Annotated in this window: 24 protein-coding genes; 4 read left to right on the top strand and 20 right to left on the bottom strand. The window is 63.0% G+C overall.

Annotated features, from left to right (window positions below):
- Positions 1-13 precede the first annotated feature (13 nt).
- Genes astD through ACMGGK_RS09195 form a run of 3 tightly spaced genes read right to left on the bottom strand, consistent with a single transcriptional unit; the run spans position 14 to position 3787 of the window.
- Positions 14-1486 carry a succinylglutamate-semialdehyde dehydrogenase gene (gene astD / locus ACMGGK_RS09205; protein ID WP_049299188.1) on the bottom strand — a complete coding sequence of 491 codons (1473 nt, stop codon included), beginning with the start codon at positions 1484-1486 and terminating at the stop codon, positions 14-16.
- On the bottom strand, positions 1486-2520 hold the full coding sequence (gene astA / locus ACMGGK_RS09200) for an arginine N-succinyltransferase (protein WP_004934585.1): 1035 nt from the start codon (positions 2518-2520) through the stop codon (positions 1486-1488). Before astA ends, astD begins: the two co-directional genes overlap by 1 nt.
- A 52-nt stretch (positions 2521-2572) precedes the next feature.
- Positions 2573-3787 (bottom strand): aspartate aminotransferase family protein, encoded by a 1215-nt coding sequence (locus tag ACMGGK_RS09195; RefSeq protein WP_015378175.1) that lies wholly within the window; start codon positions 3785-3787, stop codon positions 2573-2575.
- 647 nt (positions 3788-4434) lie between these two features.
- On the opposite strand from ACMGGK_RS09195, the gene ACMGGK_RS09190 reads away from it, so the two are divergent.
- A complete protein-coding gene (locus ACMGGK_RS09190; RefSeq protein ID WP_016927382.1) occupies positions 4435-5409 on the top strand; it encodes an alpha/beta hydrolase in 975 nt (324 codons plus the stop codon).
- A 2-nt stretch (positions 5410-5411) separates the two neighbouring features.
- Here the strand turns inward: ACMGGK_RS09190 and ACMGGK_RS09185 are convergent, their stop codons facing one another.
- From ACMGGK_RS09185 to ACMGGK_RS09160, 6 genes are all read right to left on the bottom strand, one after another.
- Positions 5412-6380 carry an ABC transporter ATP-binding protein gene (locus tag ACMGGK_RS09185; RefSeq protein WP_016927381.1) on the bottom strand — a complete coding sequence of 323 codons (969 nt, stop codon included), beginning with the start codon at positions 6378-6380 and terminating at the stop codon, positions 5412-5414.
- A complete protein-coding gene (locus ACMGGK_RS09180) occupies positions 6370-7356 on the bottom strand; it encodes an ABC transporter ATP-binding protein (RefSeq protein ID WP_033640070.1) in 987 nt (328 codons plus the stop codon). Before ACMGGK_RS09180 ends, ACMGGK_RS09185 begins: the two co-directional genes overlap by 11 nt.
- The gene (opp4C, locus tag ACMGGK_RS09175) at positions 7353-8303 is read right to left on the bottom strand and encodes an oligopeptide ABC transporter permease (protein WP_049299156.1); all 951 of its coding nucleotides are present in this window, start codon (positions 8301-8303) and stop codon (positions 7353-7355) included. Before opp4C ends, ACMGGK_RS09180 begins: the two co-directional genes overlap by 4 nt.
- Before the next feature lie 4 nt (positions 8304-8307).
- Positions 8308-9264, bottom strand: coding sequence for an ABC transporter permease (locus ACMGGK_RS09170; protein WP_420276847.1), 957 nt, complete (start codon positions 9262-9264; stop codon positions 8308-8310).
- A gap of 48 nt (positions 9265-9312) precedes the next feature.
- Positions 9313-10968 (bottom strand): ABC transporter substrate-binding protein, encoded by a 1656-nt coding sequence (locus ACMGGK_RS09165; RefSeq protein WP_016927378.1) that lies wholly within the window; start codon positions 10966-10968, stop codon positions 9313-9315.
- Between the two features lie 187 nt (positions 10969-11155).
- Positions 11156-12574, bottom strand: coding sequence for a PLP-dependent aminotransferase family protein (locus ACMGGK_RS09160; RefSeq protein WP_420276846.1), 1419 nt, complete (start codon positions 12572-12574; stop codon positions 11156-11158).
- 144 nt (positions 12575-12718) lie between these two features.
- Here ACMGGK_RS09160 and ACMGGK_RS09155 point away from each other — a divergent pair, with 144 nt between their 5' ends.
- Genes ACMGGK_RS09155 through ACMGGK_RS09145 form a run of 3 tightly spaced genes read left to right on the top strand, consistent with a single transcriptional unit; the run spans position 12719 to position 15296 of the window.
- Positions 12719-14119, top strand: coding sequence for a cytochrome ubiquinol oxidase subunit I (locus ACMGGK_RS09155; protein WP_016927376.1), 1401 nt, complete (start codon positions 12719-12721; stop codon positions 14117-14119).
- A 2-nt stretch (positions 14120-14121) separates the two neighbouring features.
- Complete coding sequence (cydB, locus tag ACMGGK_RS09150) at positions 14122-15129, top strand: cytochrome d ubiquinol oxidase subunit II (protein ID WP_016927375.1); 1008 nt, start codon at positions 14122-14124, stop codon at positions 15127-15129.
- 14 nt (positions 15130-15143) lie between these two features.
- Positions 15144-15296 (top strand): DUF2474 domain-containing protein, encoded by a 153-nt coding sequence (locus ACMGGK_RS09145; protein WP_016927374.1) that lies wholly within the window; start codon positions 15144-15146, stop codon positions 15294-15296.
- A gap of 9 nt (positions 15297-15305) precedes the next feature.
- Here ACMGGK_RS09145 and ACMGGK_RS09140 read toward each other — a convergent pair whose 3' ends face one another.
- From ACMGGK_RS09140 to narI, 11 genes are all read right to left on the bottom strand, one after another.
- Positions 15306-15536, bottom strand: a complete 231-nt coding sequence (locus ACMGGK_RS09140; protein ID WP_143778225.1) for a hypothetical protein — start codon at positions 15534-15536, stop codon at positions 15306-15308.
- A complete protein-coding gene (locus tag ACMGGK_RS09135) occupies positions 15533-15757 on the bottom strand; it encodes a hypothetical protein (RefSeq protein ID WP_016927372.1) in 225 nt (74 codons plus the stop codon). The genes ACMGGK_RS09140 and ACMGGK_RS09135 overlap by 4 nt, the downstream gene beginning before the upstream one ends.
- A gap of 106 nt (positions 15758-15863) precedes the next feature.
- On the bottom strand, positions 15864-16949 hold the full coding sequence (locus tag ACMGGK_RS09130) for an acyl-CoA desaturase (RefSeq protein WP_049299155.1): 1086 nt from the start codon (positions 16947-16949) through the stop codon (positions 15864-15866).
- Positions 16946-18028, bottom strand: coding sequence for a fatty acid desaturase family protein (locus ACMGGK_RS09125; RefSeq protein ID WP_016927370.1), 1083 nt, complete (start codon positions 18026-18028; stop codon positions 16946-16948). Before ACMGGK_RS09125 ends, ACMGGK_RS09130 begins: the two co-directional genes overlap by 4 nt.
- Positions 18021-19154 carry a sterol desaturase family protein gene (locus tag ACMGGK_RS09120; RefSeq protein ID WP_016927369.1) on the bottom strand — a complete coding sequence of 378 codons (1134 nt, stop codon included), beginning with the start codon at positions 19152-19154 and terminating at the stop codon, positions 18021-18023. The genes ACMGGK_RS09125 and ACMGGK_RS09120 overlap by 8 nt, the downstream gene beginning before the upstream one ends.
- Positions 19151-19768 carry a phosphatase PAP2 family protein gene (locus ACMGGK_RS09115; RefSeq protein ID WP_420276845.1) on the bottom strand — a complete coding sequence of 206 codons (618 nt, stop codon included), beginning with the start codon at positions 19766-19768 and terminating at the stop codon, positions 19151-19153. The genes ACMGGK_RS09120 and ACMGGK_RS09115 overlap by 4 nt, the downstream gene beginning before the upstream one ends.
- Positions 19765-21051, bottom strand: coding sequence for a F390 synthetase-related protein (locus ACMGGK_RS09110; protein ID WP_033640061.1), 1287 nt, complete (start codon positions 21049-21051; stop codon positions 19765-19767). The genes ACMGGK_RS09115 and ACMGGK_RS09110 overlap by 4 nt, the downstream gene beginning before the upstream one ends.
- Positions 21048-21854: an MBL fold metallo-hydrolase gene (locus ACMGGK_RS09105; RefSeq protein ID WP_049299153.1), complete on the bottom strand. Its 807-nt coding sequence runs from the start codon at positions 21852-21854 to the stop codon at positions 21048-21050. The genes ACMGGK_RS09110 and ACMGGK_RS09105 overlap by 4 nt, the downstream gene beginning before the upstream one ends.
- Complete coding sequence (locus tag ACMGGK_RS09100) at positions 21847-22863, bottom strand: NAD-dependent epimerase/dehydratase family protein (protein ID WP_016927365.1); 1017 nt, start codon at positions 22861-22863, stop codon at positions 21847-21849. Before ACMGGK_RS09100 ends, ACMGGK_RS09105 begins: the two co-directional genes overlap by 8 nt.
- Positions 22860-23867 carry a 3-oxoacyl-[acyl-carrier-protein] synthase III C-terminal domain-containing protein gene (locus tag ACMGGK_RS09095; RefSeq protein ID WP_197758348.1) on the bottom strand — a complete coding sequence of 336 codons (1008 nt, stop codon included), beginning with the start codon at positions 23865-23867 and terminating at the stop codon, positions 22860-22862. The genes ACMGGK_RS09100 and ACMGGK_RS09095 overlap by 4 nt, the downstream gene beginning before the upstream one ends.
- Positions 23868-24140: 273 nt before the next feature.
- Entirely contained in the window at positions 24141-24818 is a 678-nt protein-coding gene (gene narI / locus ACMGGK_RS09090) for a respiratory nitrate reductase subunit gamma (protein WP_049299152.1), read from the bottom strand.

Genomic DNA, 24818 nt, shown 5'->3' with positions numbered 1-24818 from the left:
CCGCCGCAGACGATTAACGGAACGACAAGCCCGGCGAGAGCGTGGCCGGCAGCGACAGGCTTTCGCTTTCCAGCGAAGCCATCGGCCAGGCGCAATAGTCCGCCGCATAGAAGGCGCTTGGGCGATGGTTGCCGGAGGCCCCCACGCCACCGAACGGCGCCGCGCTAGACGCCCCGGTCAGCGGCTTGTTCCAGTTGACGATGCCGGCGCGCGCTTCCAGCAACAGCCGCTCGAACAGCTCGCGCTGCGGCGATACCAGCCCCACCGACAGGCCGTAGCGCGTCCGGTTGGCGAGCTGCAGCGCCTCGTCAAAATCGCGATAACGCACGATGGTGGTCAACGGCCCGAAATACTCTTCGTCCGGTACGCCGGCCACGCCGGTCAGATCGACGATGCCCGGGCTGAGCAGCGAACTGCCCGGCTCCAGCAGACGCATGCTCAGCAGCGATTTGCCGCCCAGCGCCAGCAAACGTTGCTGCGCTTTCAGCATGTTTTCCGCCGCGGCCGCCGACACCACCCCGCCCATGAACGGCTGCGGTTCGGCATCCCAACGGCCGACGCGCAGTTCGCCCGCCACCTGAACCAAACGCGCGATAAAAGCGTCGCCTTCCGCCCCTTGCTTCACCAGAATCCGACGCGAACAGGTGCAGCGTTGGCCGGCGGAGATAAACGCCGACTGGATAGCCAGGTTGACCGCCGCGTCGCGATCCTCGAAGCCGTCGACGATCAGCGCATTGTTGCCGCCCATCTCCAGCGCCAGGATCTTCTCCGGCTGCCCCGCCAATTGGCGATGCAGGTGATAGCCGGTGCCGGCGCTGCCGGTGAACAGCAGACCGTCGATATCCGCACTGGCCGCCAACGCTTCGCCGGTTTCGCGGCCGCCTTGCACCAGATTGATCACCCCGTCCGGCAGACCGGCCCGCAGCCACAGTTTCAGGGTCTCCTCGGCGGTCAACGGCGTCAGCTCGCTCGGTTTGAATACCACGCAGTTACCGGCCAACAGCGCCGGCACGATATGGCCGTTCGGCAGATGGCCGGGGAAATTGTAAGGCCCAAACACCGCCAGCACGCCGTGCGGACGGTGGCGCAGCACCGAAGCGCCGTCGGCCATCGCCGTCTGGCTAAAACCGGTGCGCGTCTGATAGGCCTGCAGCGAAATGCCCACTTTGCCGATCATCGCCTGAATTTCAGTCAGCGTTTCCCAACGCGGCTTGCCTGTCTCGCGGCTGATGGTTTCCGCCAGCGACTGCTTGTGTTCTTCCAGCAAGGCGGCGAAGCGTTTCACCAGCTGTTCGCGCTGCTCGAACGGCGTGCGCGCCCAAGCGGGGAACGCGGCGCGCGCGGCTTCGCAGGCGGCGGCGACGTCGTCGGCGTCGGCGGCGTTAGCGCGCCACAGCGGCTGGTTGCCGACCGGATCGGCCTTGCCGAACTCGGCGCCGCGGCCCTGCCGCCAGACGCCGTTAATCAACAGAGCAGGATGGGACATCATGCTTTCTCCTGTGCAATAAGGGGGAGCACCCGCACCGGGCTGCCCTGTTCGACGCCCAGCGCCGCAGCGGTGGCGGCGTTGATATGCAGGCGGTCGTCATACAGATCGGCATTGACCAACAGTGCGCGGTAATTCTGATAGTTGTCGTTGGCCACCAGATGCACCGGCGCATCGGCGCGCATCGGCGTGTCATCCAGCACCACTTTCACCAGGCGGCTCTGCTTGACCGCGCGGATATGGTCGATCTCCGCTTCCAGCGTCGGACCGCCGTCGAAGATATCGACGTAGCCCTGATAGCTCAGGCCTTCCGCCTCCAGCAACCGGCGCGCCGGCAGGGTTTGCGGGTGCACTTCGCCAATCACTTTCTGCGCATCTTCGGCCAGAAAATCGACATACAACGGGTGTTTCGGCATCAGCTCGGCGATAAACGCCTTTTGCCCGGTGCCGCTCAGGTAGTCCGCCTTGGCGAACTCGATGGAGAAGAAACGGTGGCCGACGCTCTCCCAGAACGGCGAACGGCCGTTTTCATCGGAGAAACCGCGCATCTCGGCGATCAGACGGCGGGAGAAGCGTTCACGGAACGCGGCGATAAACAGGAAACGCACCTTCGACAGCAGTTTGCCGTTCTCGCCGTGGCGATAATCCGGATCGAGGAACAGCGTGCACAGTTCCGAATGCCCGGTATGGTCGTTGCTCAGGAACAGCGTCGGCACCGACTTATAGACGTTCAGCTGTTTGGAAGCGTGCACCTGCGTGCCGACGCGGAAGCTGTACCAGGGTTCCGCCAGGCCGACGGCCACTTCGATCGCGCAGACCCCCACCGCCTGCCGGCGCTCGCTGTCTTCCAACACGAACAAATAACACTGGTCACTTTGCGGAAGTTCGCCTTGCCAGGTTTTTAACGCCCGCTCAATGCGTGCCGACAAGGTATCTTCATTCTGCGGCAGTGAAGTGAGACCGATGCCGGATTTACCGGCAAGCGTCAGTAAATCCGCCAGATCGCGACGCTCTATAGGGCGAATAATCATCATAATGCGAACCTCTTCTGAATCAGGCTGCGCCGGTGAAGGCGCAGCCCGCTGATTAGCTGCAAATGCGCGCCACGGCGCGCGCGAATCGCGCCAGCCCCTCTTTCACATCCTGCTCAGGGATGATCAGCGACGGCGTGAAACGCACCACGTCCGGGCCGGCGATCAGCGCGATAACGCCTTCTTCGTTGGCCAGTTGGGTGATCTGCTTCGCTTTGCCGGCATAATCTTTCTTCAATTGGCAGCCGATCAGCAAACCGCCCCCGCGGATCTCGGCGAAGATCGGGTACTGGCGGTTGATGTCGTTCAACCCGTCGATGAACCACTGGTGACGTTGCTTGACGCCTTCCAGCACTTCCGGCGTGTTGATGATGGAGAACACTTCCCCCGCCACCGCCGTCGCCAGCGGGTTGCCGCCGTAGGTGGTGCCGTGGGTGCCGACGCCCAGCGTTTTCGCCAGCGCATCGGTGGTCAGCATCGCGCCGATCGGGAAGCCGCCGCCCAGCGCTTTGGCGGTCGTCAGCACGTCCGGCACCACGCCGTACTGCATGTAGGCATACAGGTGGCCGGTGCGGCCGACGCCGGTCTGCACTTCGTCGAAGATCAGCAGCGCGTTATGACGATCGCACAGTTCACGCAGCCCCTGCAGGAAACTGGCCTCCGCCGGCAGCACGCCGCCCTCGCCCTGGATCGGCTCGACGATCACCGCGCAGGTGCGATCGTTGATAAGCTCGGCCGCTGCGGCCAGATCGTTATACGGCGTATGGGTGATGCCGCCCGGCAGCGGCGCAAAATCCTGCGAATATTTCGGCTGGCCGCCGGCGGAAACGGTGAACAGCGTACGGCCGTGGAACGCGTTGTTGAACGCCACAATCTGATCTTTACCGGCGCCGTGCTGGTCGTGCGCATGCTTGCGCGCCAGTTTCAGCGCCGCTTCGTTGGCTTCTGCACCCGAATTACAGAAAAACACCTTGTCGGCGAACGTGGCGTCGATCAGTTTTTTGGCCAGACGCAGTACCGGTTCGTTGGTATAACCATTGCCCAGATGCCACAGTTTGCCCGCCTGCTCCACCAGCGCCGCCTTGACCGCCGGGTGCGCATGGCCCAACGCGTTAACCGCGATGCCGCCGGCGAAATCGATGTAAGACTTACCCTGCTGATCCCACACCTGCGATCCTTCGCCACGCACCAGAATAAAATCGGCAGGGGCATAAACCGGGACCATCCAGTCGTCGAAAGACTGGCGGGTAACTGCGATTGGCTGTTCCATAGTGACCTCATAATCTCAGCAAAGGCTGAATTTTGACTGTAAGGGCCGCTCAAGCCCGGTTAGACCGCCACAATGCAAAAAAACCGTTGTTCAAAACCGACTTTCGCGGCGGAGAAAATGCTGTCCCTCACCGCTGATTTAGAAACAAATCTGTTACATAAAATCGGTTTTTCACTATTTATGGCGTATATCCGGTCCCTGAGCGGGGAGTAAATGTTAACGAGCAGTTAAAATACATGTCGTTTGATAAAGAGTGTAGAGCAGCTATCGTGCCAAAACGGGATTTTTGCCGGATTTTGCTATTTTTTACGTTAAAACAACGGCTTATAGTGAATATTTATTCATTTTCTATGCATTGGTAATGCATAAATTAAAAAATAAGGCCTAAAATCATCATTGCGTGCGAAATCCTATTCAATTACGAAAAACTTCAGGATTTCTGATCGGGCTCGCAAAAATAATTTCACCCAATTTGCTCGCTATCACACTTTTTGCCCCCATCGGGTGCGGCGGCGCGCCAGCATGGTGCAACGCGGCAGCGACGCCACCCGATAAAGGAGCCGCGTTGACCGCGGTTCCTGCTTTGTACGCCAGCGGCTACACTGTGATCCTGACCGCCCCTTCTCTTCTGCGCACAAGGAGCCACCATGCCCAAGAAAACCGTCGATCTCAGCCAGCCGCACGCCCAACACGACATCCGCGCGTTTCTCGACGCGCTGAATGCCGCCGGCGGTAAACCCATGGAGCAGATGAAGCCCAAAGAGGCGCGCAGGGTTTTGGAGGACGCGCAACGCAGCGTCGAGGTGCCGCTGCGCGAGGTGGAAATCAGCGAGAAAACCATCCACGTTGAGGGCCAGGATATTCTGCTGCATCTGGTGCGACCGGCCAGGGTCAAGGAGGCGTTGCCGGTATTCATGTTCTTTCACGGCGGCGGCTGGGTGCTGGGCGATTTTCCCACCCATGAACGGCTGGTGCGCGATCTGGTTTACAGCTCCGGCGCGGCGGCGGTGTTCGTCAACTACCCCCGTTCCCCGGAAGCGCATTACCCACAGGCGATCAATCTGGCCTATGCCGCCACGGAATGGGTGGCCGAGTACGGCGAAAAAATCAACGTCGATGGGTCACGGCTGGCGGTGGTCGGCAACAGCGTCGGCGGCAATATGGCGGCGGTGGTCAGCCTGATGGCCAAAGAGAAAGGCATACCGGCGCTGCGTTGCCAGATCCTGCTGTGGCCCGTCACGCACGCCCATTTTGATACCGATTCCTATCATCAGTTCGCCGAAGGCCATTTCCTGACCCGCAACATGATGAAGTGGTTTTGGGACAGCTATGCGCCCGATAAGGCGCAGCGCAAAAACATCTACGCCTCGCCGCTCAACGCCACGTCGGAACAGCTGCGGGGCTTGCCGCCGGCGCTGGTGCAAACCGCCGAGCTGGACGTGTTGCGCGATGAAGGGGAAGCTTACGCGCGTCTGCTTGACGCCGCCGGCGTCGAGGTCACCGCCACCCGCTACAACGGCCTGATCCACGATTACGGCCTGTTGAATCCGCTCGCCCACGTCCCGGCGGTGCATTCGGCGATCCACCAGGCCGGGCGCGCGTTGAAGCACTATCTGTCCTGACGCTAGCCAACCACGTGGCAAGCCACCTGATGGCCGGGAGCCACGCTGCGCAGATGCGGCGCCTGTTCACGGCATTGCGCCGTGGCCAGCGGGCAGCGGGGATGGAAACGGCAGCCGCGCGGCGGGTTGGCGGGGTTCGGCGGCTCGCCGCCGGCCGCCCACGCCGGCGAACGTTGCGCATCCAACGTCGGCACCGCCGCCAACAAGGCCTGCGTGTAGGGATGCAGCGGCTGGCGAAACAGCGAATCGCGGTCGGCGCTCTCGACGATCTGCCCCAGATACATCACCGCCACGTCCTGGCACAGATGCTCCACCACGCCGAGATCGTGCGAAATAAACAGCAGCGTCACCCCCTGCCGTTCCTGCAAATCGGAAAACAGATTGATGATCTGCGCCTGGATCGACACGTCGAGCGCCGATATCGGTTCATCGGCGACGATAAATTCCGGTTGCAGGATCAGCGCGCGCGCGATGCCGATGCGCTGCCGCTGGCCGCCGGAAAACTCATGTGGAAACCGCCCGTAATGCTGCGGCGACAGCCCGCAGATCGCCAGGGTATCGAGCACCCGTTCGCGCAGTTCCGCCTTGCTTGCCAGGCCGTGCTGCAACAGCGCTTCGCCGATGGCGTCGCCCACGCGCAGACGCGGGTTCAGCGAGCTGTACGGATCCTGAAACACCAGCTGCATTTTCGGCCGCAGGGCGCGCAGCGCGTCTTTGTTGAGGCTATCCAGCGCCTGCCCTTTGAACAGCACCTCGCCGGCGGTTTTATCGTGCAGGCCGAGCAGCGTGCGGCCGACGGTGGTTTTGCCACTGCCGGACTCGCCCACCAGTCCGAAAACGCGGCCCTTGCGGATGCTGAAGCTGACGTCGTCCACCGCCTTCAGTTGGCCGGTGGTGCGCCCGAACAGCCCGTCGCGCAGCGGGAAATATTTCTTTAACCCTTTCACTTCCACCAAGGGTTCAGTCGACATGCGGGCGCCCTCCGGCGTTGAGGAAGCAGGCGGATTGGCGCTGCTGAGTCCCGTACAGCGGCGGAATGCCATCGCGGCAGCGCGCGGTGGCCTGCGCGCAGCGCTCGGCAAACGCGCAGTGTTCAGGCAGCCGCGCCAGATCCGGCACCTGGCCGGGAATGGAGTACAAACGGCGACGCCGCTGTCCCGGCACCGGCCGCGAGGCGATCAGCCCTTGAGTATAAGGGTGCCGCGGTTCGGCCAGCACTTCCCGCGTCGTGCCCTGCTCGACGACGCGCCCGGCGTACATCACCGCCAACCGATCCGCCATTTGTGCGATCACCCCCAGATCGTGGGTGATCAAGATCATCGCCATATTGTGTCGCCGGCTCTGCTCGCGCAGCAACGCCAGGATTTGCGCCTGTACCGTGACGTCGAGCGCCGTGGTCGGTTCATCGGCGATCAGCAGCGCCGGCCGGCACCCTATCGCCATGGCGATCATCACGCGCTGCAGCATGCCGCCGGAAAGCTGGTGCGGGTAGCAGCGCATCAGCGCCTCCGCGCGCGCCAACCCCACCTCCTCCAGCCGTTGCACCGCCTGACGCCAGGCCGCTTTCGGCGACAGAAGCAAGTGCCTGATCAGCGGCTCCACCAGTTGTTCGCCGAGGGTCAACACCGGATTAAGCGCGCTCATCGGCTCTTGAAAAATCATCGCCAGCCGGTTGCCGCGCAGATCCGCCATCTTGGATGCCCGTAGCGACAGCAGGTTTTGCCCTTCAAAGCGAATCTCACCGCCGTCTACCTGCGCCAGCGGCTGCGGCAACAGCCCCATCAGCGCCATGGCGGTCACGCTTTTGCCGCAGCCCGATTCGCCGACGATCCCCAGCGTTTGCCCGGCCTGCAGTTCCAGGCTGACCTGCTGCACCGCCCGCACCGGCCCCTGCTCGCCCTGAAACGACACCGACAGTCGGTCGAACGCCACCAGCGGTTGACTCATCGTTTTACCCCGCTCATTTTCGGATCGAGCGCGTCCCGCAGGCCGTCGCCCAAGATATTGATCGCCACCACGGTGACGAAGATCGCCAGCCCCGGCGGCATCCACAGCCAAGGGCGGCGCTGAAAGTCGATCAGGCTGTTGGCGGCGTCCATCATGTTGCCCCACGACGGCGTCGGCGGCACCACGCCCAGCCCAAGGTAGCTCAACGCCGACTCGCTGAGGATGGCGTTGGCCACCGCCATGGTGGCGACCACCACCAAAATCGGCACGGTATTGGGCAACAGATGGCCGAAGAGGCGCCGCCGGGTGGAGAGCCCCAGCACTTCGGTGGCCAACATGAAATCCCGCTCGCGCAGCGACAGGATCTGGCCGCGCACCAGCCGCGCCAGTGACGGCCAGCCCAGCAGGCTCAGCATGATCATCACCATGTAGATGCGGTAGTCCGGCGACACATCGAGTTCGGTCAGCATCGCGCCCATGATGATCAACAGCGGCAGGCCGGGAATGGTCATCAGCAGATCGGCGAAGCGCATGATCAGCCGATCCGCCACGCCGCCCAGATAACCGGAAAGCGCCCCCAGCACGTAGCCCAGCGTCACCGACAGCAGCATCGACACCAGGCCGATGGTCAGCGATATCCGCCCCGCCAGCAGCAGCCGGGTGCAGATATCGCGGCCGAGAAAGTCGGTGCCCAACCAGTGCGCGCCGCTGGGCGCCTGATTGATATTCAGCACATCGCCGGCATCGTCGCGCCACGGCGACAACGACGGCCCAATCAGGCACAGCAACGCCAACAGCACCAGCAACGCCAGCGAAATCATCGCCGGCCGGTGGCGGCGCAGCCGTCGCCAGGCCTGCGCCGCGGGCGGTGGCGACAGTTGCGCCAGCGCCGGCAGTTGCGCCTGGCGCCAGCGGCGACGGCGGCCGGAAAACAACGTAGCCAACATCGTGTTACCTCAAGCGAATGCGTGGATCGGCGTAGGCGTACAGAATGTCCGCCAGCAGATTGCCGAGAATGGTCAAGGCGGCCAGAAACAGCGTGAACCCCATCAATACCGGGTAATCACGCGCCGCCAGCGAATCGATATGGATATGTCCGGCGCCCGGCCAGTTGAAGATTTTTTCGGTGATCAGCGCGCCGGAGAACAATCCCGGCAGCTCGAACCCCAGCAGGGTGATGATCGGCAACAGCGCATTGCGCAGCGCGTGTTTGAGGATCACCGTTTTCTCCCTGAGCCCTTTGGCGCGCGCGGTGCGAATATAGTCCATGCGGATCACCTCCAGCATGCTGGCGCGGAAATAGCGCGTCAGGCTGCCGGCCTGCAGCATCACCAGCGCCAGCACCGGCAACAGCAGGTGCGCCGCCACCTCCAGCGCCCAGGCCAGCCCGCTCGCCTCGCTACCGGTGCGCAGCATGCCGCCCGCCGGCAGCCAGTGCAGATCGACGGCGAACCATTTGATCAGCAACAGGCACAGGAAGAACGTCGGAAACGACATGGCGGCGAACACCGCCACGGTGATCAGATGATCGAACAGCGAATAGGGTTTCATCGCCGAGATCACCCCCACCGCCAGCGCGATGCCCCAATACAACACCATCGCCACCGCCGCCAGCAGGAACGAGTTCCAGATGTATTGGTTCAGCAGCGTGCTGACCGGGATCTGGTACTGCAGTGAAAAGCCGAGGTCGCCCTGCAGCAGCCGGCCAAACCAGTGCAGATAGCGGCTGAACAGCGGCTGATCCAGCCCGTACAGCGCCCGCAGCTCGGCGGCGCGTTGCGCGGTCAGGTTGATGTTGCCGTCGATAAAGTCGCCGGGCGCCAGGGCGAAAATGCAAAAAATCAGCAAGGAAGCCAACAACAGCATCGGGATAGTCTGCAACAGACGGCGCAAGATAAAGTTTCTCATCGCGGGTTCCATCGCCGCCGCCCGGAATAGCGCGGCGGCGTCAGGGCGTTACGGCGCCGGTTTGACGTTCGGCAGGCTGCCGACCAATCCGTTATAGATATCCGGTTTAAAGCCGGTGACGCGCGCGCTGCTGGCGCTCAAAATCTCGCGGTTGCCAAGCAGGATCACCGGCGGATCGTCCGACAGCGCCTGATACAACTGGTGGTACAGCGGCTTGCGCTGGGCGATATCCAGCGTGGCGTTGGCCCTGGCGATCAGCGCATCCACCTGTGGGTTATGGTAGCCGGTCTCGCTCTCGCGGCTGATGAAATCGCGCACGCCGTCGTGCGGATCGTTCAGCGTACTGGTGCTGAGGGACGCCAGGTCGTAATTGCCCGCCTTGCGCTGCGCCAGCAGCGCGTTGAAATCCAATACCTGCGGTTTCAGCACCACGCCGAGCCGGCGGTAGTTATCCTTGGCGATCGGCACCAGCGCGTCGTTGATCAGCTTTTTGGTCACCAGCAGCGTCAGCTCCAGCTTTTTACCGTCTTTCTGCCGGATGCCGTCAGCGCCCACCTGCCAGCCAGCCTCGTCCAACAGCTTTTTGGCCTTATCGAGATCGTAAGCGTAAGGATTGATGCCGTTGGCGTCGTAAGCCCAGGAGATCGGCGAAATCGGCTGGTTGGCGACCTTGCCATACCCTTGGTACACCACGGCGATCAATTTTTGCCGATCCAGGCCGTAAATCAGCGCCTGACGCACCCGCTTGTCCTGCAGCGCCGGGCGTCTGAGGTTGAAATCAACGCGGCTGTAATCGCTTGAGCTGTAAAGGTTGATATTGGCGAAGCCGAGCAGCTTGAGCTGTTCGATATCGTCCGGCTTGGCGGTAAAGGCGTCGTAGTCGGTCTCACCGGTCTGGAACAACTGGAAGTTGGTGGCCGGGTTGGTGACGCGGTAGATAAAGCGCGCCATCGGCGGCGGGCCGAGGTAGAAGTTCGGGTTGGCGTGGAAGCGGATCTCCTGCCCCGGCACGTACTTGTCGTAAATATAGGGGCCGTTGCCGAGCGGCTTGCCGTTGAAAGCGCGCACGCTGTCGAGCTTGCCGCGCTGATAGTCTTTGCCGTAGTAAGCCCGCGACAATACCGGCCCGCCAATCAGTTGCAACGTGGTCGCGCCCGGTTGGGTGGTGACGATCTGAATGGTGCGATCGTCGATCACCTTCAGCCCGCTGATGCCGGCGGCGGTACCGTTTTTATACTCGGCGCCGCCCTGGATGTGCGCCGGCGTGATATCGGTGTCGCCGTCATAGGCCGGATCGTGCAGCAGCGTCAGGGTAAAGGCGATATCGTCGGCTTTCAGCGGCGAGCCGTCGCTGTAGACCAGATTCGGCCGCAGCTTGATGGTATAGGTCAGATTATCGGGGCTGACCTGCCAGGATTCCGCCAGGCGCCCTTCCGGCTTGCCCTGGCTGTCCAGGCCGATCAGGCGGCTGAAGATCACGTCGGTCACGTTCTCGTCCCAGCCGTTGGTGAACAGATACGGGTTGAAAATCCCCTGCGGTTCCGAGATGCCCGCCACCACGGTGTCTTTGCGCAGCTTGGCGGCGGCCGGCACCCGGCTGACGTCGCTGGCCGGCGTGATGCCTTCGGCCAGCGTTTCCGCCTGCGCGCCGGCGCTCAATCCCAGCGCGCAGATCAACGCCAGCGGCGTCAACCGATAACGCAACAGTTTGTTTAGCTTGTTTTTTATTCTACTCACCCACTGCCCCTCGTCTACCCGTTGATAAAAATGTGACAAAATTTATCGCAGAGTAATGGGCGGCTGGAGGGCTGTCTAACAACGAAACCGGCATTCCATTGCCGAAAAAAGCATTATGAATTTTTCTGGGGCGAAGCGGCGGGGAAAATGCGGTTCAGCCGGCCGCCGCCAGCCCCCGAATAAGTTTGGCTAAGGTTTTTATCGCCTCTTCAAAGCGGTCATTCCATTCAAAAGAGGCGTTGAGACGGAAGCAGTGGTTGAAATGGTCGCTGGTGGTGAACATGCGCCCCGGCGCGATGCTGATGCCCCGGGAAAGGGCCCGCCGGTACAGCTCCATCGACGACAGCGCCGGATCGAGCTCCAGCCACAGGAAGTAACCGCCGTCGGGCTGGCTGACCTTCACCGTCGGCGGGAAATGGTGGGCGATCGCCTGACGCATCGCGCTTTGGCGCTGGGCCAGCAGGCGGCGCAACCGCCGCAGGTGGGTGTCGTAGCCGCCGTGCAGCAGATAATCCGCCAGCGCCATCTGGGTCGGCACGCTGGTGGAAACGGTGCTCATCAGCTGCAAACGCTGGATCTGCTGCGCATAACGCCCCGCCGCCACCCAGCCGACGCGAAAGCCCGGCGCCAGGCATTTGGAAAACGACGAACAGTGCAGAATTTGGCCGCCGCTGTCGAGCGCCTTGGCCGGCAATGGCCGTTCGGCGCTGAAGTACAGCTCGCCGTAGACATCGTCTTCGATCAACGAGATCTGCCGTTCGCGCAGCAGCGCCACCAGACGCTGTTTGTTGGCTTCCGGCAGGGTGGCGCCCTGCGGGTTCTGGAAGTGGGTCATCAACCAGCAGGCTTTGATCGGATACTGTTCCACCGCCTGCTGCAGCGCGTCCAGATCGATGCCGTCCTGCGGATGGGTGGCGATCGCCACCGCCTTCAACCGCAGCCGTTCCAGCGCCTGCAACGCGCCGTAAAACGCCGGCGACTCGATCGCCACATAGTCGCCCGGTTGGGTCACCGCCTGCAGGCTGAGGCTGAGCGACTCCATCGCCCCGGCGGTGATGACAATTTCGTCCGGCGCAACCTGCATGCCGCTCAGCGCATAGCGTTGGGCAATGTGCCGCCGCAGCGCGTCGTTGCCCGGCGGCAGGTTGGCCAGCGAACTGTGCGGCGTGAACTTGCGCGCTACGCTGCTCAGCGCCCGCGCCAGCTTCGGCTGGGCGAACAGCGTGGCGTCGGGAAACGCCGAACCGAAAGGCACGATATCCGGATCCTTGCAGGCCTGCAGCACGTCGAAAATAAAGGCGTTGATGTCCACCTGCTCACTCAGCAGCAGTTTCTCGCCGCGCGAAGGCTGAGGCAGCGGCTGCGGACGCGCCGCCACATAGTAGCCCGACTGCGGCCGGGCGACGATCCACCCCTGGCTCTCCAGCAGTTGGTAAGACTGCACCACCGTCATCAGGCTTAATCCGGCGCGTTTGCCGCTCTCGCGCAGCGAAGGCAGCTTGTCGCCCGCCCGCCACACCCGGTTCTGGATCTGTTCTCTAATCTGCTGCGCAAGCTGCTCGTATCGGGTCATAACCATTAACTGTTATATGAAAAAGTAAAATAACTGTCACTATTATAGTCACTGTACTTCGTGATTAACTTAACGCCAAGCTTTTCACATAAAAATGACAGCTATACTCAAGAGGTTAATTTATGTTCAACCCTAGGAGGCGCCATGCTGGGTCTTGATGCACTGGAACTCGCCAGAATACAGTTCGCCTTCACCGTGTCTTTCCATATCATCTTCCCCGCCATCACCATCGGTTTAGCCAGCTATCTGGCGGTGCTGGAAGGGTTATGGTTGAAAACGCACAATGAAGCCTACCGTGAGCTTTACCATTTCTGGTCAAAGATTTTCGCCGTTAACTTCGGCATGGGCGTGGTGTCCGGGCTGGTGATGGCCTATCAGTTCGGCACCAACTGGAGCTTCTTCTCCGAGTTTGCCGGCAGCATTACCGGGCCGCTGCTGACTTATGAAGTGCTGACCGCCTTCTTCCTCGAAGCCGGTTTCCTCGGCGTGATGTTGTTCGGCTGGAACCGCGTCGGCCCAGGGCTGCACTTCTTCGCCACCTGCATGGTCGCGCTCGGCACACTGATCTCCACCTTCTGGATCCTGGCCTCCAACAGCTGGATGCAGACGCCGCAGGGGCATGAAATCATCAATGGCCAGGTGGTGCCGGTCGACTGGCTGAAGGTGATCTTCAACCCGTCCTTCCCGTACCGCCTGTTGCACATGTCCACCGCCGCCTTCCTCTCCTCGGCGTTCTTCGTCGGCGCCTCTGCCGCCTGGCATCTGCTGCGCGGCCGCGATACCCCGGCGATGCGCAAAATGCTGTCGATGGCGATGTGGATGGCGCTGATCGTCGCGCCGGTGCAGGCGATGATCGGCGATGCGCACGGCCTGAATACGCTGAAACATCAGCCGGCGAAGATCGCCGCCATCGAAGGCCACTGGGAAAACCCGCCGGGCGAAGCCACGCCGCTGATCCTGGTCGGTTGGCCGGACATGCAGCGTGAAGAGACCCGCTTCAAGCTGGAGGTGCCCTACCTCGGCAGCTTGATCCTGACGCACAGCCTGACCGAGCAGGTGCCGGCTCTCAAATCGTTCCCGCCGGAGGACCGCCCCAACTCCACCGTGGTGTTCTGGTCGTTCCGCATCATGGTCGGGCTGGGCATGCTGATGATTCTGGCCGGGGTGTGGAGCCTGTGGCTGCGCTGGCGCGGCGGGCTGTATCAGTCGCGCCCGTTCCTGTACTTCATTCTGTGGATGGGTCCATCCGGACTGCTGGCGCTGCTGGCGGGCTGGTTCACCACCGAGATAGGCCGCCAGCCGTGGGTGGTGTATGGCCTGCTGCGCACCAAGGATGCGGTCTCCGCGCACGGCGATCTGCACATGAGCATCAGCCTGCTGGCGTTCATTATCGTCTACTGCTCGGTGTTCGGCGTGGGGTATTCCTACATGATGCGCCTGATCCGCAAAGGGCCGCAGCCGCATGAACACCAAGAAGACAATACCGAGGGCCGCCCGGCGCGTCCGCTGTCCGCGGTCAACGACACTCTGGACGACAGGAGCTGAACATGGGTATCGATCTTCCGCTGATTTGGTTTGTCATCATCGTGTTCAGCACCATGATGTACGTGGTGATGGACGGTTTCGACCTGGGCATCGGCATCCTGTTTCCGTGGGTGAAAGAGAGCGGCGACCGCGATCTGATGATGAACACCGTCGCCCCGGTGTGGGACGGCAATGAGACCTGGCTGGTGCTGGGCGGCGCGGCGCTGTTCGGCGCCTTCCCGCTGGCCTATTCGGTGATCCTCGACGCGCTGGCGATCCCGCTGACGCTGATGCTGATCGGGCTGATTTTCCGCGGCGTGGCCTTCGAGTTTCGCTTCAAGGCGACGCCGGAGAAGCGCCATATCTGGGACAAGGCGTTTATCTGGGGCTCACTGTTCGCCACCTTCAGCCAGGGTGTGGTGGTGGGCGCCGTGATCAACGGCTTCCCGGTCGAAGGCCGCACCTACGCCGGCGGCGCGCTGGACTGGCTGACGCCGTTCGCGCTGTTCTGCGGGCTGGGGCTGGTGGTGACCTACGCCCTGCTCGGTTGCACCTGGCTGGTGATGAAAACCGCCGGTGATCTGCAGGCGCGCATGTATCACCTGGCGACGCCGCTGCTGGCGATCCTGTTGCTGGTGCTGGCTGCGGTCAGTGTCTGGACGCCGATCGCCCATCCGGAAATCGCCGCCCGCTGGTTTACGCTGCCGAACCTGTTCTGGCTGCTGCCGGTGCCGCTGCTGGTGCTGCTCAGCGCCTGGGGCATTCACCGCGGGGTGAAACGCGGCGCGCACTACTCGCCGTTCATGCTGACGCTGTTGCTGGTGTTCCTCGGCCTGAGCGGGCTTGGCATCAGCATCTGGCCGCACCTGATCCCGCCGGCCATCAGCCTGTGGGACGCCGCCGCGCCGCCGCAGAGCCTCGGTTTTATGCTGGTGGGCGCGCTGTTCATCATCCCGATCATTCTGGTCTACACCTTCTGGAGCTACTACGTGTTCCGCGGCAAGATCAGCCATGAACACGGCTATCACTGAGGAGGGAGGACGCTATGCAAGATAAAACGGCGGCAACCGCTCCGGCCCCCTGGTGGAAACGCATCGGTTGGCTGGTGATCATCTGGAGCGCCAGCGTGCTGGGGCTGTTCGTGGTCGCCTCGCTGTTCCGCCTGCTGATGACCGCGGCAGGCATGAAGTCGCATTGACGCGGCGCCTTATCTGGACGCGCTGTTGGGAAAGTAAAAAGAGACCACCAGCGTGACCAGCGGCAAGGCGCCGATCTTGACCAGTTCGAACACTTGACCGAGCGCTTCGTTTTTGTCCCAATAGGCGTGGGCGGCGAATACGCCCACGCTGACGGCGAATATCCCGCACAGTAAGACCAAGACCTGCTCCAGATAAACCTGGCTGGCCTCATCGCGCAGATTACGGCTTTCGATGTTCATGGGAAGATCTCCACCACCCGCCCCACCGCTTCAAGCTGTTCACCATTCTCCCGTACAATGCCAAGAGAAGTGCCATCCTGTTTCATCCAGTACTTATCGGCAATGGCGATCAGTGCAAACGCCATTTTAATTACCTCGGTTTTTTCCATCCCGTGACGCCGGGCAATATCGTTCAGATCATCATCAATTTTATTCGATAACCGAATCGGCAAGCTGCGCATACTCCACCTCCTGTGGTCGTTGATTCACCGAGGGAAAGTCTACTGGAACGCCAAATATCGTTCAATTAGTGAACTACGTAACGCCTCGCACAATCCGCATGCAACGCTATTGCGGCTTGCGCCCCATCGCGCTGAGGAAACGTTGCTGCAGGCGCAGCAGCTCCTCCAGTTCCAGCAGGCGGTAGTCGATGCCGAAACGCGGCGCCACCTCGCCGATGATGCGGCTCAGCGCCGGGTAATGGCGGTGGCTCCAGTGCGGAAACAGATGATGCGTCAAATGCAGGTTCGCCCCGCCGAGCCAGTATCCCAGCCAGCGCGGCCGGGTCAGCCAGTCGAAGGTGGTGGCGAACACGTGGTGATACCAGCCGTGCGGCATCGCGCCCTGCGCCGGCGCCTGATAAAAGTTGGCCTTGGCCCAGTGGGTGCCGATGATCAACATCACGAACAGCAAGGAAGAAAGCATCTGGCTCAGCAAGTAGACCAGCAGAATTTGCCCGATGCCGATAGCTGGCGGCAGCAGCCAGCACGGGATCGCCAGCGCCAGCAGCAGGTGCGCCGCCTTACCCGCCAGAAACGCGCACCAGCCGCGCGCGCCCTGCTGCGCCATGCGCGCCGCCACGCGGGTGCGGCCCGCCCTGTCCAGCCAATCGAACAGCCAGATGTAGTACGGGAACGTCAGCGCCGCCACCAGCGGCCAATAATAACGCTGCGCGCGCATAAAGGGCCGCCAGCGCTGGAACGGCGTTTGCCGCAGCACGCCATTGGCGTCGATGTCGGGATCGTAATGTTCGATGTTGTTATGGGCATGATGGAACAGCACGTGCCGCACGCGCCAGCAGTCGGGATCCAGCCCCAGCGGCACGCTCACCAGGGCATTCAGCCCGCGGTTGGCCCAGGGCCGACGGAAAAACGCGTTGTGCGAGGCGTCGTGCACCACGTTCACCGTCAGGAACATGCCGATAAAGATAAAACCGAAATAGCAGGCGAAAAATGCCCAGCCGTTCTGCTGTTGCAGGCCCAGCCCGTAACACAGGCCACACAGCGCCAGCAGCAGCGCCACCTTCGCCAACATGCCGCCGTCGGCGAAACGGTGATCGCCGTTGGCCGCCAGATAGTGCTGGGCGGCCTGCATCAGCGCGCGGTGCAACCCGCTGTCGTCGCGCCGATAGGCTAACGGACGCAGCGGTTTCACGGCTGCCCCATCCGGCGCAAAAAGCGCTGTTGTTGCGCCAGCAATTCACGATAGCCGATGCAGCGATACGCCATGCCGTGCCGCTGCGCCACCTCCGCCAGCGCCGCGGCCAACGCCGGGTAGTGGCGGTGATTCCAGCCGGGGAACAGGTGATGCGTCAGGTGATAGTTCAGCCCGCCGGTCAGGTGCTCCAGCCAGTGCGGCTCGGGTTGCCAGTCGCAGGCGGTGGCGAAATTGTGCCGGTACCAGCCTTGCGGCATGCTGTCACCCGTCGGCGCCGGGTAAAACTCGGCCTGCGCCCAGTGGGTGCCCAGCAGCAGGAACACCACCAGCAGCGAGGCGCACATCTGGCCGACCGCATAGGCCAGCAACACCCAGCCCCAACCGATGCCGTGCTGGTGGCCCACGATCAGCGGCACCACCAGCACCAGCGCCACATGAAGCAACTTGCTCAGCACGAACAACGCCCAACCGCCGCGTCCCGCCAGCACGCGTTTTTCCCGCAGCGGCGTTTTATCGAGCCGATCGGACCAATCGAAAATCCACGCGATGTAAGGCAAAGAGAGCGCGGCGATCAGCGGCCAGTACAGATGCTGATAGCGCATATGCGGTCGCCAGCGCTGGAACGGCGTCTGGCGGAAAAAGCCATTCTCTTCGGTGTCCAGATCGTAGTGTTCGACGTTGGCGTAGACGTGGTGGTAATCCACGTGCCGCGTGCGCCAATAGTCCGGATCGACGCCCAGCGGCAGCGTCACCAGTCGCCCCACCAGGCGATTCGCCCAGGGCGCGCGCAAGAAGGCGTTATGCGAAGCATCGTGGTTGACGTTGACGTTGAGCAGCATGCCCATGGCCACGAACAGGAAATAGCAGAGGAAAAACGCCCAGGGCTGATGCTGCAGCAGGCTCAGCGCGTAAAACCCGGCACACAGCGCCAGCAACAGCGCAGCCTTGGCCAATCGCGCGGCATCGGCATAGCGATGATCGCCCGCCAGGCAGGCGTGCGCCGCGCGCTTGAGATCGCGGTGGAATGCCTGTTCGCCATCGGCGGGAAAACGCAGCGGCGGCAATGTTTCAGCCATGCGGTTCCTCCACGGCGGCCGGTGCGGCCCCCCGTCCCCAGCCCAGCGCGACGCACAGGGCATGCAACGCCACGGCGGCCATGGCGATATGCCAATAACGCTGCGGCCAGCCGAGGTAGCCGATAAACAGCAGCGGCATGCCCAACGCGACCAGCAACCAGACGGCGCTCGCCCAAGATCGCCCTTCCGTCATGCCGCCCAGCGCCACCGAGCCCAACGCCAGCAGCACCAGCAGCGCCATTTGCGGCCAGCTGATGTCGCCGTAGCCGTAACCGTATTGGTAGACGTAACCGACCACCAGCGAGAACAGCAGCATGGCGCCGCTGAATACGCTGAGCGCCGAACGGCGGTCGCGTAGCCGGCCCGGCGCCGGGCGCCATGCCATACGGAAATAGCGCAGGAACGGCAGATTGCTCGCCCAGAACGGGTTGGCGGATGGCCTGTCGCCGCTGACGCCGTAGCTGAACGGCGTGGTCGGCAATGCCGGGCAGAAGGTGCCGAACAGCTTGTCCCAGAAGATAAAGCTGCCGCCGAAATTCTTATTGGAATACGCCATGTCCTTGACGTGATGCACTCGGTGATGCGCCGGCGTGACCAGGACTTTCTCCAGCACGCCAAGCTTCGGCGTCAGCGCGTTGTGATTGAACAGCTGAATGCTGTAGTGAAAAATCGAGACCGCAACGAACACCGGCAATGGCACGCCCGCCAGCGCCAGCAGCAAAAAGAACGGGATCGACGTCAGTGACGAATACCAGGAGTTGCGCACCCCCAGCGACAGATTGAAATGCTCGCCCTGATGGTGCACCACATGCACCGCCCACAGCAGGCGGAAACGATGATGCAGACGGTGCAGCCAGTAGAAACCGAAGTCCCACGCCAGCAAAGCAAACAGCCACATCAACAGCGGCGGCCAGGCGTCCAGCAGCCCCAGGCTGAAATGCGCGGCCACGTAGCCGTAGCAGGTGATCTCCAGCCCGCGGAACAGCCACAGCATGATATGGCCGGAGTTCAGGTTGAACACCAGATCGTGCCAGTTGACCGGCTCGCGACGCCCCCACTGCAGCGCCACCGCCTCGGCCACCACGATGAACAGCATGAACACTATCGGCAATGCCAGATCGCTCATCCCACTTCTCCTTTAACCGCGCGCCGGCGCAGGGTGTTCATGCGCAGGGCCAGCCAGCCGGCGAACAGCGCCAGCAGCGCACCGCCGGCCAAATCGACAAACAAATGCCGGCGCAGTTGCAGAATCGAGAACGCGATCGCCACGCCCCACAGCATCCACAGCGCCGCGCGCACTTTGCGCTTGCCGTCGCTCAGCGCCCACACCGCCAGCACCGTCAGCGCCATATGCAGCGAAGGCAGGCAGTTCTGCGGCGAGTCCACCTGGGTTAACGCCGCCAGCAGTTGCGCGCTGATCCCGACGCCATCGTTCTGCGGATACGCCATGGTGGTCGGCCACAGCAGATAAACCGCCCCGGCGCCCAGCGCGGTGAGCTGCATCGCCCGCGTCAGCCATGTGACCCGCTGCAGCGGCGCCAGCAGATAGCCCGCCGGAACGATGAGGAAGAAAGAGAGATAGAGCCAGATGGCCGTGGGGCTGAACGGGATCGCCCGGTCAAGCGCCGACGGCGGCAGCAAGGTTCCCGCTCCCTGCAAGCGATCGGTCAGGCTATACACCACCCCGACCGTGCCCCAGCCGAGCAACATGTGCCCTAGTCTGAACAGCGTATTTTTCATGTTTCCTCCGCCTGGCGAACGATGCGCCGCCGCTTGCGATCGAACTGCGGCAGTACCGTCTGCGCCGTCAGCCGCCATTCGAGGCGCTCAGTGGCGATGCCCTGGCGAGCGAACAGCGCGATCAGCTGCGCCTGACAATGCGCCAACGCCGCCGGGCTGCAATCGGCAATCAATTCCAACCGCCGTTCGCCGCGCTGGATCAGGCGGTAATCGCTGGTCAGCGGCAACGCATTGGCGATCGTTCGGCTGCAGGCATCGGCGAACACCGCCTGCGGTTGCCGCTGCGCATCGGGCAGCATCAGCTGATCGTCGCGCCGCCCCTCGATACGGGCGATCGCCCGCGTCGGTTGCCCGCACGGGCAGGGTTCCTTGCGCAGCACCAGTACATCGTCCAGCCGATAACGCACGATCGGCTGCGTGCTGCGGGTAAAGTCGGTGATCAACGGCGTAAAACGCCGTTCGTCGATCCACTGCGGTTCGATATGCAAAAACTCTTCGTTCAGATGCAGCGTACCGTGCGCGCAGGTCGCGGCAAGAAATCCTTCGGTGGCCTGATACACTTCGCCGACCGCCGGAAATACCTGCAGCAGCAGGCGGCGGTCCTGCTCTTCCAACACCTCGGCCACCGAGATCGCTTTTTTGACCGGCAATTTCACCTGCCCGGCCAGCACCGCCAGCGCCAAGGCGCGCAGCACCTGCGCCGGGGCCACGATGATGCTGGGCGCCTGCCGTTCCAATGCGGGCAAATGCTCGCTGAACGGCGCAAGCAGATCGTAAAACGCCAGGCTCAGCCAACGGTTGTTCACGCTGTGATAGAGATTATTGTCCGCCCGCAGAAACAGCGCAACGCGCTCGCCGGCCAACAGCCCGTCCGGCAGCATCTTCGCCAGCATGCCGCCGGCCCACACCTGCTGCTCGCGCGGGCTGACGACAAACACGCCGCGCTGCCCGGAGGTGCCGGACGACAATCCGACGCTGTAGCGCCCGATCTTCGGCGTGAAATCGCGATCCGCCTCGCTGCGCTGCGCGCAGGCCAGCACCGCATCGCGCTGCAGCCCGGCGGTGTTCATCCGGTCGAACTGCGCCATCATCAGCGCCTTGTCCATCTGCGGCCATTCGGCGAACGGCCGGCGGCTGAAACGCTGAAAATAGGGGCTCTTGCTCAGCACCCGGCGGGCAAAGCTCTCAAGCTGCCGGGCCTGATGCGCCTCCAGCGCCGCACGATCGCCAAAGCGCAGGCGCCGGGCGCGGAAATAGTGCCAAAGGGTCATGAAAGGGATCACAGATCCCCCTCGTGGCACAGCAAAATGTTGACCTGCCCGCCCGCCCACAGCTGGTTGAGCCGCTCCAGCGTGCGGGTGTACGCCGCCGCATCGTCCATCACCAGATTGGCCAGGCGCGAAGGCCCGCGCAGCGTCTGGTAACTCTGCGGCGACCAGGCGGCGTCGCTGGCCAGCAGCGTCCAGCCGGCATCGGTGAGAATAAAGGCGCCGATATGGCCGGCCGCATGCCCCGGCAGCGGCACCAACACGATCTGCCCTTCGCTGCCCGGCAGCGCGTAACCGCGATCGAACGGCGCCAGCAGCGCGGGCAACGCCACCGAGGGAAAAGCCTCCATAAACTGCAGGCGGCTCTCGAAATCCGCCGGGATCAGGCCGGGAATAAAGGCGCGCTTCAGCGCCGCGAAACCGCGCAATCCACGGGTTTGCCGCCAGCCTTCGCCGGAGCAAATAAAGTCGAGTTGGCTGAAATCCTGCAGCCCGGCGATGTGGTCCGCGTGAAAATGCGAGACGATCAGCGCCTGAATATCGCCCTCGGCGTAACCGGCTTCGCGCAGTTGATGCGCCAGCGACTCGGCGGGATCGAAATAGACCGGCGTCATGCGGCGATAAAGGCTGAACACCCCCGACTGCGTGTGCTGCTGAAAATAACGCGCGTAGCCGGTATCCCACAGCCAGCGGCGCTCCCCCACCTCCAGCAGATAGGCGCGCGCCGGGAATTTGCATACCCGGAACCCGGCGCCGCGCAGCGCCATGCAGCCGATATGCGTGCAATAGCCCACGTCAAAAACGGTGACCTTAGCCATGCTGTCCGCCTCCTTGCCGCCGCAGCCACTCGCCGGTCAGACGAATGCCCTCTTCCATCGAATAACGTGGCCGATAGCCCAACTCTTCGATCGCACGAGTCTGGTTCAGCGTCATGTCAAAATGCACCGCCGCCACGCTGTAGCGCGTCAGCAGCGGTTCCTTGCCGCTCAACGTCGCCCACAGCTCCATGCCGCCGGCCAGCGTATGCAGCAGCGGATAGGGCACGGCCTGCAGCCGGTAACTCAGCCCCAGCTCCTGACGCAGCAGCGCATCCAGCATCTCCGCCAGCCGCTGCGGTTGGTGGTTGGTGATGTTGTACACGGCGCCGGACGGCAATCCGCGCTGCCGACTGGCCAGATCCATCGCGTGCACCACGTTGGGGGCAAAGGTCAGATCCAGCAGCGCTTGTCCGCCGCCGGGCAATCGCAATACGCCGCGATCGCGTTCGAGCTGCTGCAACAGCCGCGGCACGATCACCCGATCGTGCGGGCCAAACAGGCCGCGTGGCCGCAGCATAATGTAGGTGGTTTGCGGATAGATCTTCGCCTGCGCCAACAGGCGTTGTTCGGCGGCGTGCTTGCTGGCGGCATAGTGATTGGCGAAGCGCCGGGCGCGGTAACCCTCGTCAAGATCGTAATGCGGCTGAAAATCGAAGTAGATTGCCGGCGTGGAGATATGCACGAAGCGCCGCACGCCGCAGCGCCCCGCCGCCTCCGCCAGCTTCTCCGTCGCCGCGGCGTTGATGCGGTGAAACTCCGCTTTGCCGCCCCAGGGGGAAGACTTGGCCGCGCAGTGCCACACCCACTCGCAGTCGGTCACCAGCTGCCGGCACTGCTGCGGCGTCGCCTGCGCCAGATCGAGCGCACAAAACTCGGCGCCCAGCTGACGCAACGCTTCGCCGGCCCGTTCATCGCGGCCGGTGGCGCGCACCTGATGTCCGGCCTCCAGCAGCCACTGCGCCGCGTTGCGCCCCAGCCCGCTGGTCGCCCCGGTGACCAGCACCCTCATGGCAGCAACACCATGCCGGCCAACGCCAGCCCCGCGGCGGTGCCGATCAGCATCACCGGCTGGCCGGGGTTGAAGCGCCCGGTGGTCACGGCGGCATGCAGCGCCGTCGGGATGGACGCCGCCACCTGGTTGCCGTGGTGGCGGTAGATATCTACCAGCGCCTCGCTCGAAACGTGCAGCCGCTTGCGCATGTGTTCGAGCGACAAATGGCTGGCCTGGTGTGGCACCACGGTGGCGATCTGCGCCAGGGTCAAGCCGCTGGCGCTCAGCAGCCGATCGAGGTAGCCCTCAATCAGCGCCGACGCCTGACGGAACAGCGGCTTGCCCTGCATATGAAACAGGAAGTCTTGCTCGCACATGCCGGCGCGCGGGTTGCGGCGCGTGCCGCCGGCGCGGATCTCGCAAAGTTCGCTGCCGCCGGGGTAGGTTTCCACCAGGCTGGCGAGGATGCCGCTGGCGCCGTCGCCGCGCTCTACGATAGCGCAGGCGGCGCCGTCGCCGAAGATCAGCGACGACTCTTCATGCTGCCAGTCGATGCCGCGTGAAGCGAGATCCGCTGAGACGATGGCAATACGCTGATACGTTCCGGCGTTCAGCAGCCCCGCCGCCACCTGCAGCGCAGAGATAAAGCTGACGCAGCTGCTGTTGATGTCGAAGCCTGGCGTGCCCGCCGCCAGCCCCGCCACCTTGAGAATATGCGCGGCGGTGCACGGCAATGCCTGCACCGAAATCGCCGAGGCGGAGATCAGCAGATCGATCGAGTCTGCCGGAATGGCGCGGCGAGCCAGCGCATCTTGCAGCGCAGCGGCGGCGAGCTCGGCCTGGCTGGCGTCGTCGGCGGCGTGATAGCGGTAAACGATGCCCGAGCGTTTTTCAACGTAACCGGCCGGTTTCCCCAGGCGAGCGTCGAGCGTAGAGGAGGCCACGCGGTTGGGCGGCAATGCGGCCCCGGTGGCGATGATTTTCAGAGGCAACAGCTCGGGTGAGCGACATTGTGTGGTCATTATTGTTATTGATTAACCTGACTATCCATAAAGCGATTCTCCCGCACGGCACGAAGGCCACGCGGATCATCCCCGGTTTTTATGTCCCAAAATGCCTTTCATCAAGGCGGTATCTCTTGTTATCGACTACCACGGGCCGACGTCCGCCGGCGGAAGCATAAGCGTAACATAACTGAGATAGTGAGTTTACGACAAGGCGGCGAGAATGGGCAGACGGCGGGGGAATTATCGGAATAGCGCCGCCGCTGGCGATCGGCGGCGGCGGGGTCAGGCTCAGCGGCGGTTGCGCACCAGCTGATAACGGCGGGTCAGGTACTCTACCGGCGCGCTCCAGATATGCACCAGGCGGCAGAACGGGAACAGCACGAACAGCGTCATCCCCAGCACCATGTGCAGTTTGAAGATCAGCGCCACCCCTGCCAGGTGCGCAGAGGCGCCGGCGTGGAAGGTCACTACCGCCTGCGCCCAGGCCACCAGCTTCATCATTTCGCTGCCGTCCATATGCTGGGCGGAGAACGGAATGGTCAGCAGCCCCAGACACACCTGCACCAACAACAACGTCAGGATCATGATGTCGGCGAAGCTGCTGGTGGCGCGTACCCGCGGGTTGGTCAACCGGCGCTTCAGCAACAGCGCGCCGCCGATCAGCGTCATCAGGCCACAGGCGCCGCCGGCGATCATCGCCAGCTTCTGCTTCACGTCGATCGGCAGGAAGGCCTCATACATCCAGTGCGGCGTCAGCATGCCGAGGAAGTGGCCCGCGAAGATGCCGATAATGCCAATGTGGAACAGGTTGGACGCCAGCCGCATGCCCTTTTTATCCAGCATCTGGCTGGAGCCGGCGCGCCAGCTGTACTGCCCGTAGTCGTAACGCAGCCAGCTGCCGATCAGGAACACCGCGCCGGCCAGATAAGGGTAGATATCGAAGAAGAACTGATTCAAAAATTGCAT

The organism is Serratia sp. BNK-33-b (genome assembly GCF_048684565.1).
Classification (GTDB): domain Bacteria; phylum Pseudomonadota; class Gammaproteobacteria; order Enterobacterales; family Enterobacteriaceae; genus Serratia; species Serratia marcescens.
This window is presented reverse-complemented; position numbering and strand designations above follow the sequence as displayed.

Coding starts and splice junctions, on each gene's coding strand:
- ACMGGK_RS09140 (WP_143778225.1), bottom strand. CDS start 15,536: ATGAACATCGAAAGCCGTAATCTGCGCGATGAGGCCAGCCAGGTTTAT.
- ACMGGK_RS09145 (WP_016927374.1), top strand. CDS start 15,144: ATGCAAGATAAAACGGCGGCAACCGCTCCGGCCCCCTGGTGGAAACGC.
- opp4C (WP_049299156.1), bottom strand. CDS start 8,303: ATGTTGGCTACGTTGTTTTCCGGCCGCCGTCGCCGCTGGCGCCAGGCG.
- ACMGGK_RS09190 (WP_016927382.1), top strand. CDS start 4,435: ATGCCCAAGAAAACCGTCGATCTCAGCCAGCCGCACGCCCAACACGAC.
- ACMGGK_RS09155 (WP_016927376.1), top strand. CDS start 12,719: ATGCTGGGTCTTGATGCACTGGAACTCGCCAGAATACAGTTCGCCTTC.
- ACMGGK_RS09105 (WP_049299153.1), bottom strand. CDS start 21,854: ATGGCTAAGGTCACCGTTTTTGACGTGGGCTATTGCACGCATATCGGC.
- ACMGGK_RS09120 (WP_016927369.1), bottom strand. CDS start 19,154: ATGAGCGATCTGGCATTGCCGATAGTGTTCATGCTGTTCATCGTGGTG.
- ACMGGK_RS09185 (WP_016927381.1), bottom strand. CDS start 6,380: ATGTCGACTGAACCCTTGGTGGAAGTGAAAGGGTTAAAGAAATATTTC.
- astD (WP_049299188.1), bottom strand. CDS start 1,486: ATGTCCCATCCTGCTCTGTTGATTAACGGCGTCTGGCGGCAGGGCCGC.
- ACMGGK_RS09180 (WP_033640070.1), bottom strand. CDS start 7,356: ATGAGTCAACCGCTGGTGGCGTTCGACCGACTGTCGGTGTCGTTTCAG.
- narI (WP_049299152.1), bottom strand. CDS start 24,818: ATGCAATTTTTGAATCAGTTCTTCTTCGATATCTACCCTTATCTGGCC.
- ACMGGK_RS09115 (WP_420276845.1), bottom strand. CDS start 19,768: ATGAAAAATACGCTGTTCAGACTAGGGCACATGTTGCTCGGCTGGGGC.
- ACMGGK_RS09160 (WP_420276846.1), bottom strand. CDS start 12,574: ATGACCCGATACGAGCAGCTTGCGCAGCAGATTAGAGAACAGATCCAG.
- ACMGGK_RS09195 (WP_015378175.1), bottom strand. CDS start 3,787: ATGGAACAGCCAATCGCAGTTACCCGCCAGTCTTTCGACGACTGGATG.
- ACMGGK_RS09125 (WP_016927370.1), bottom strand. CDS start 18,028: ATGGCTGAAACATTGCCGCCGCTGCGTTTTCCCGCCGATGGCGAACAG.
- cydB (WP_016927375.1), top strand. CDS start 14,122: ATGGGTATCGATCTTCCGCTGATTTGGTTTGTCATCATCGTGTTCAGC.
- ACMGGK_RS09100 (WP_016927365.1), bottom strand. CDS start 22,863: ATGAGGGTGCTGGTCACCGGGGCGACCAGCGGGCTGGGGCGCAACGCG.
- ACMGGK_RS09135 (WP_016927372.1), bottom strand. CDS start 15,757: ATGCGCAGCTTGCCGATTCGGTTATCGAATAAAATTGATGATGATCTG.
- astA (WP_004934585.1), bottom strand. CDS start 2,520: ATGATGATTATTCGCCCTATAGAGCGTCGCGATCTGGCGGATTTACTG.
- ACMGGK_RS09170 (WP_420276847.1), bottom strand. CDS start 9,264: ATGAGAAACTTTATCTTGCGCCGTCTGTTGCAGACTATCCCGATGCTG.
- ACMGGK_RS09095 (WP_197758348.1), bottom strand. CDS start 23,867: ATGACCACACAATGTCGCTCACCCGAGCTGTTGCCTCTGAAAATCATC.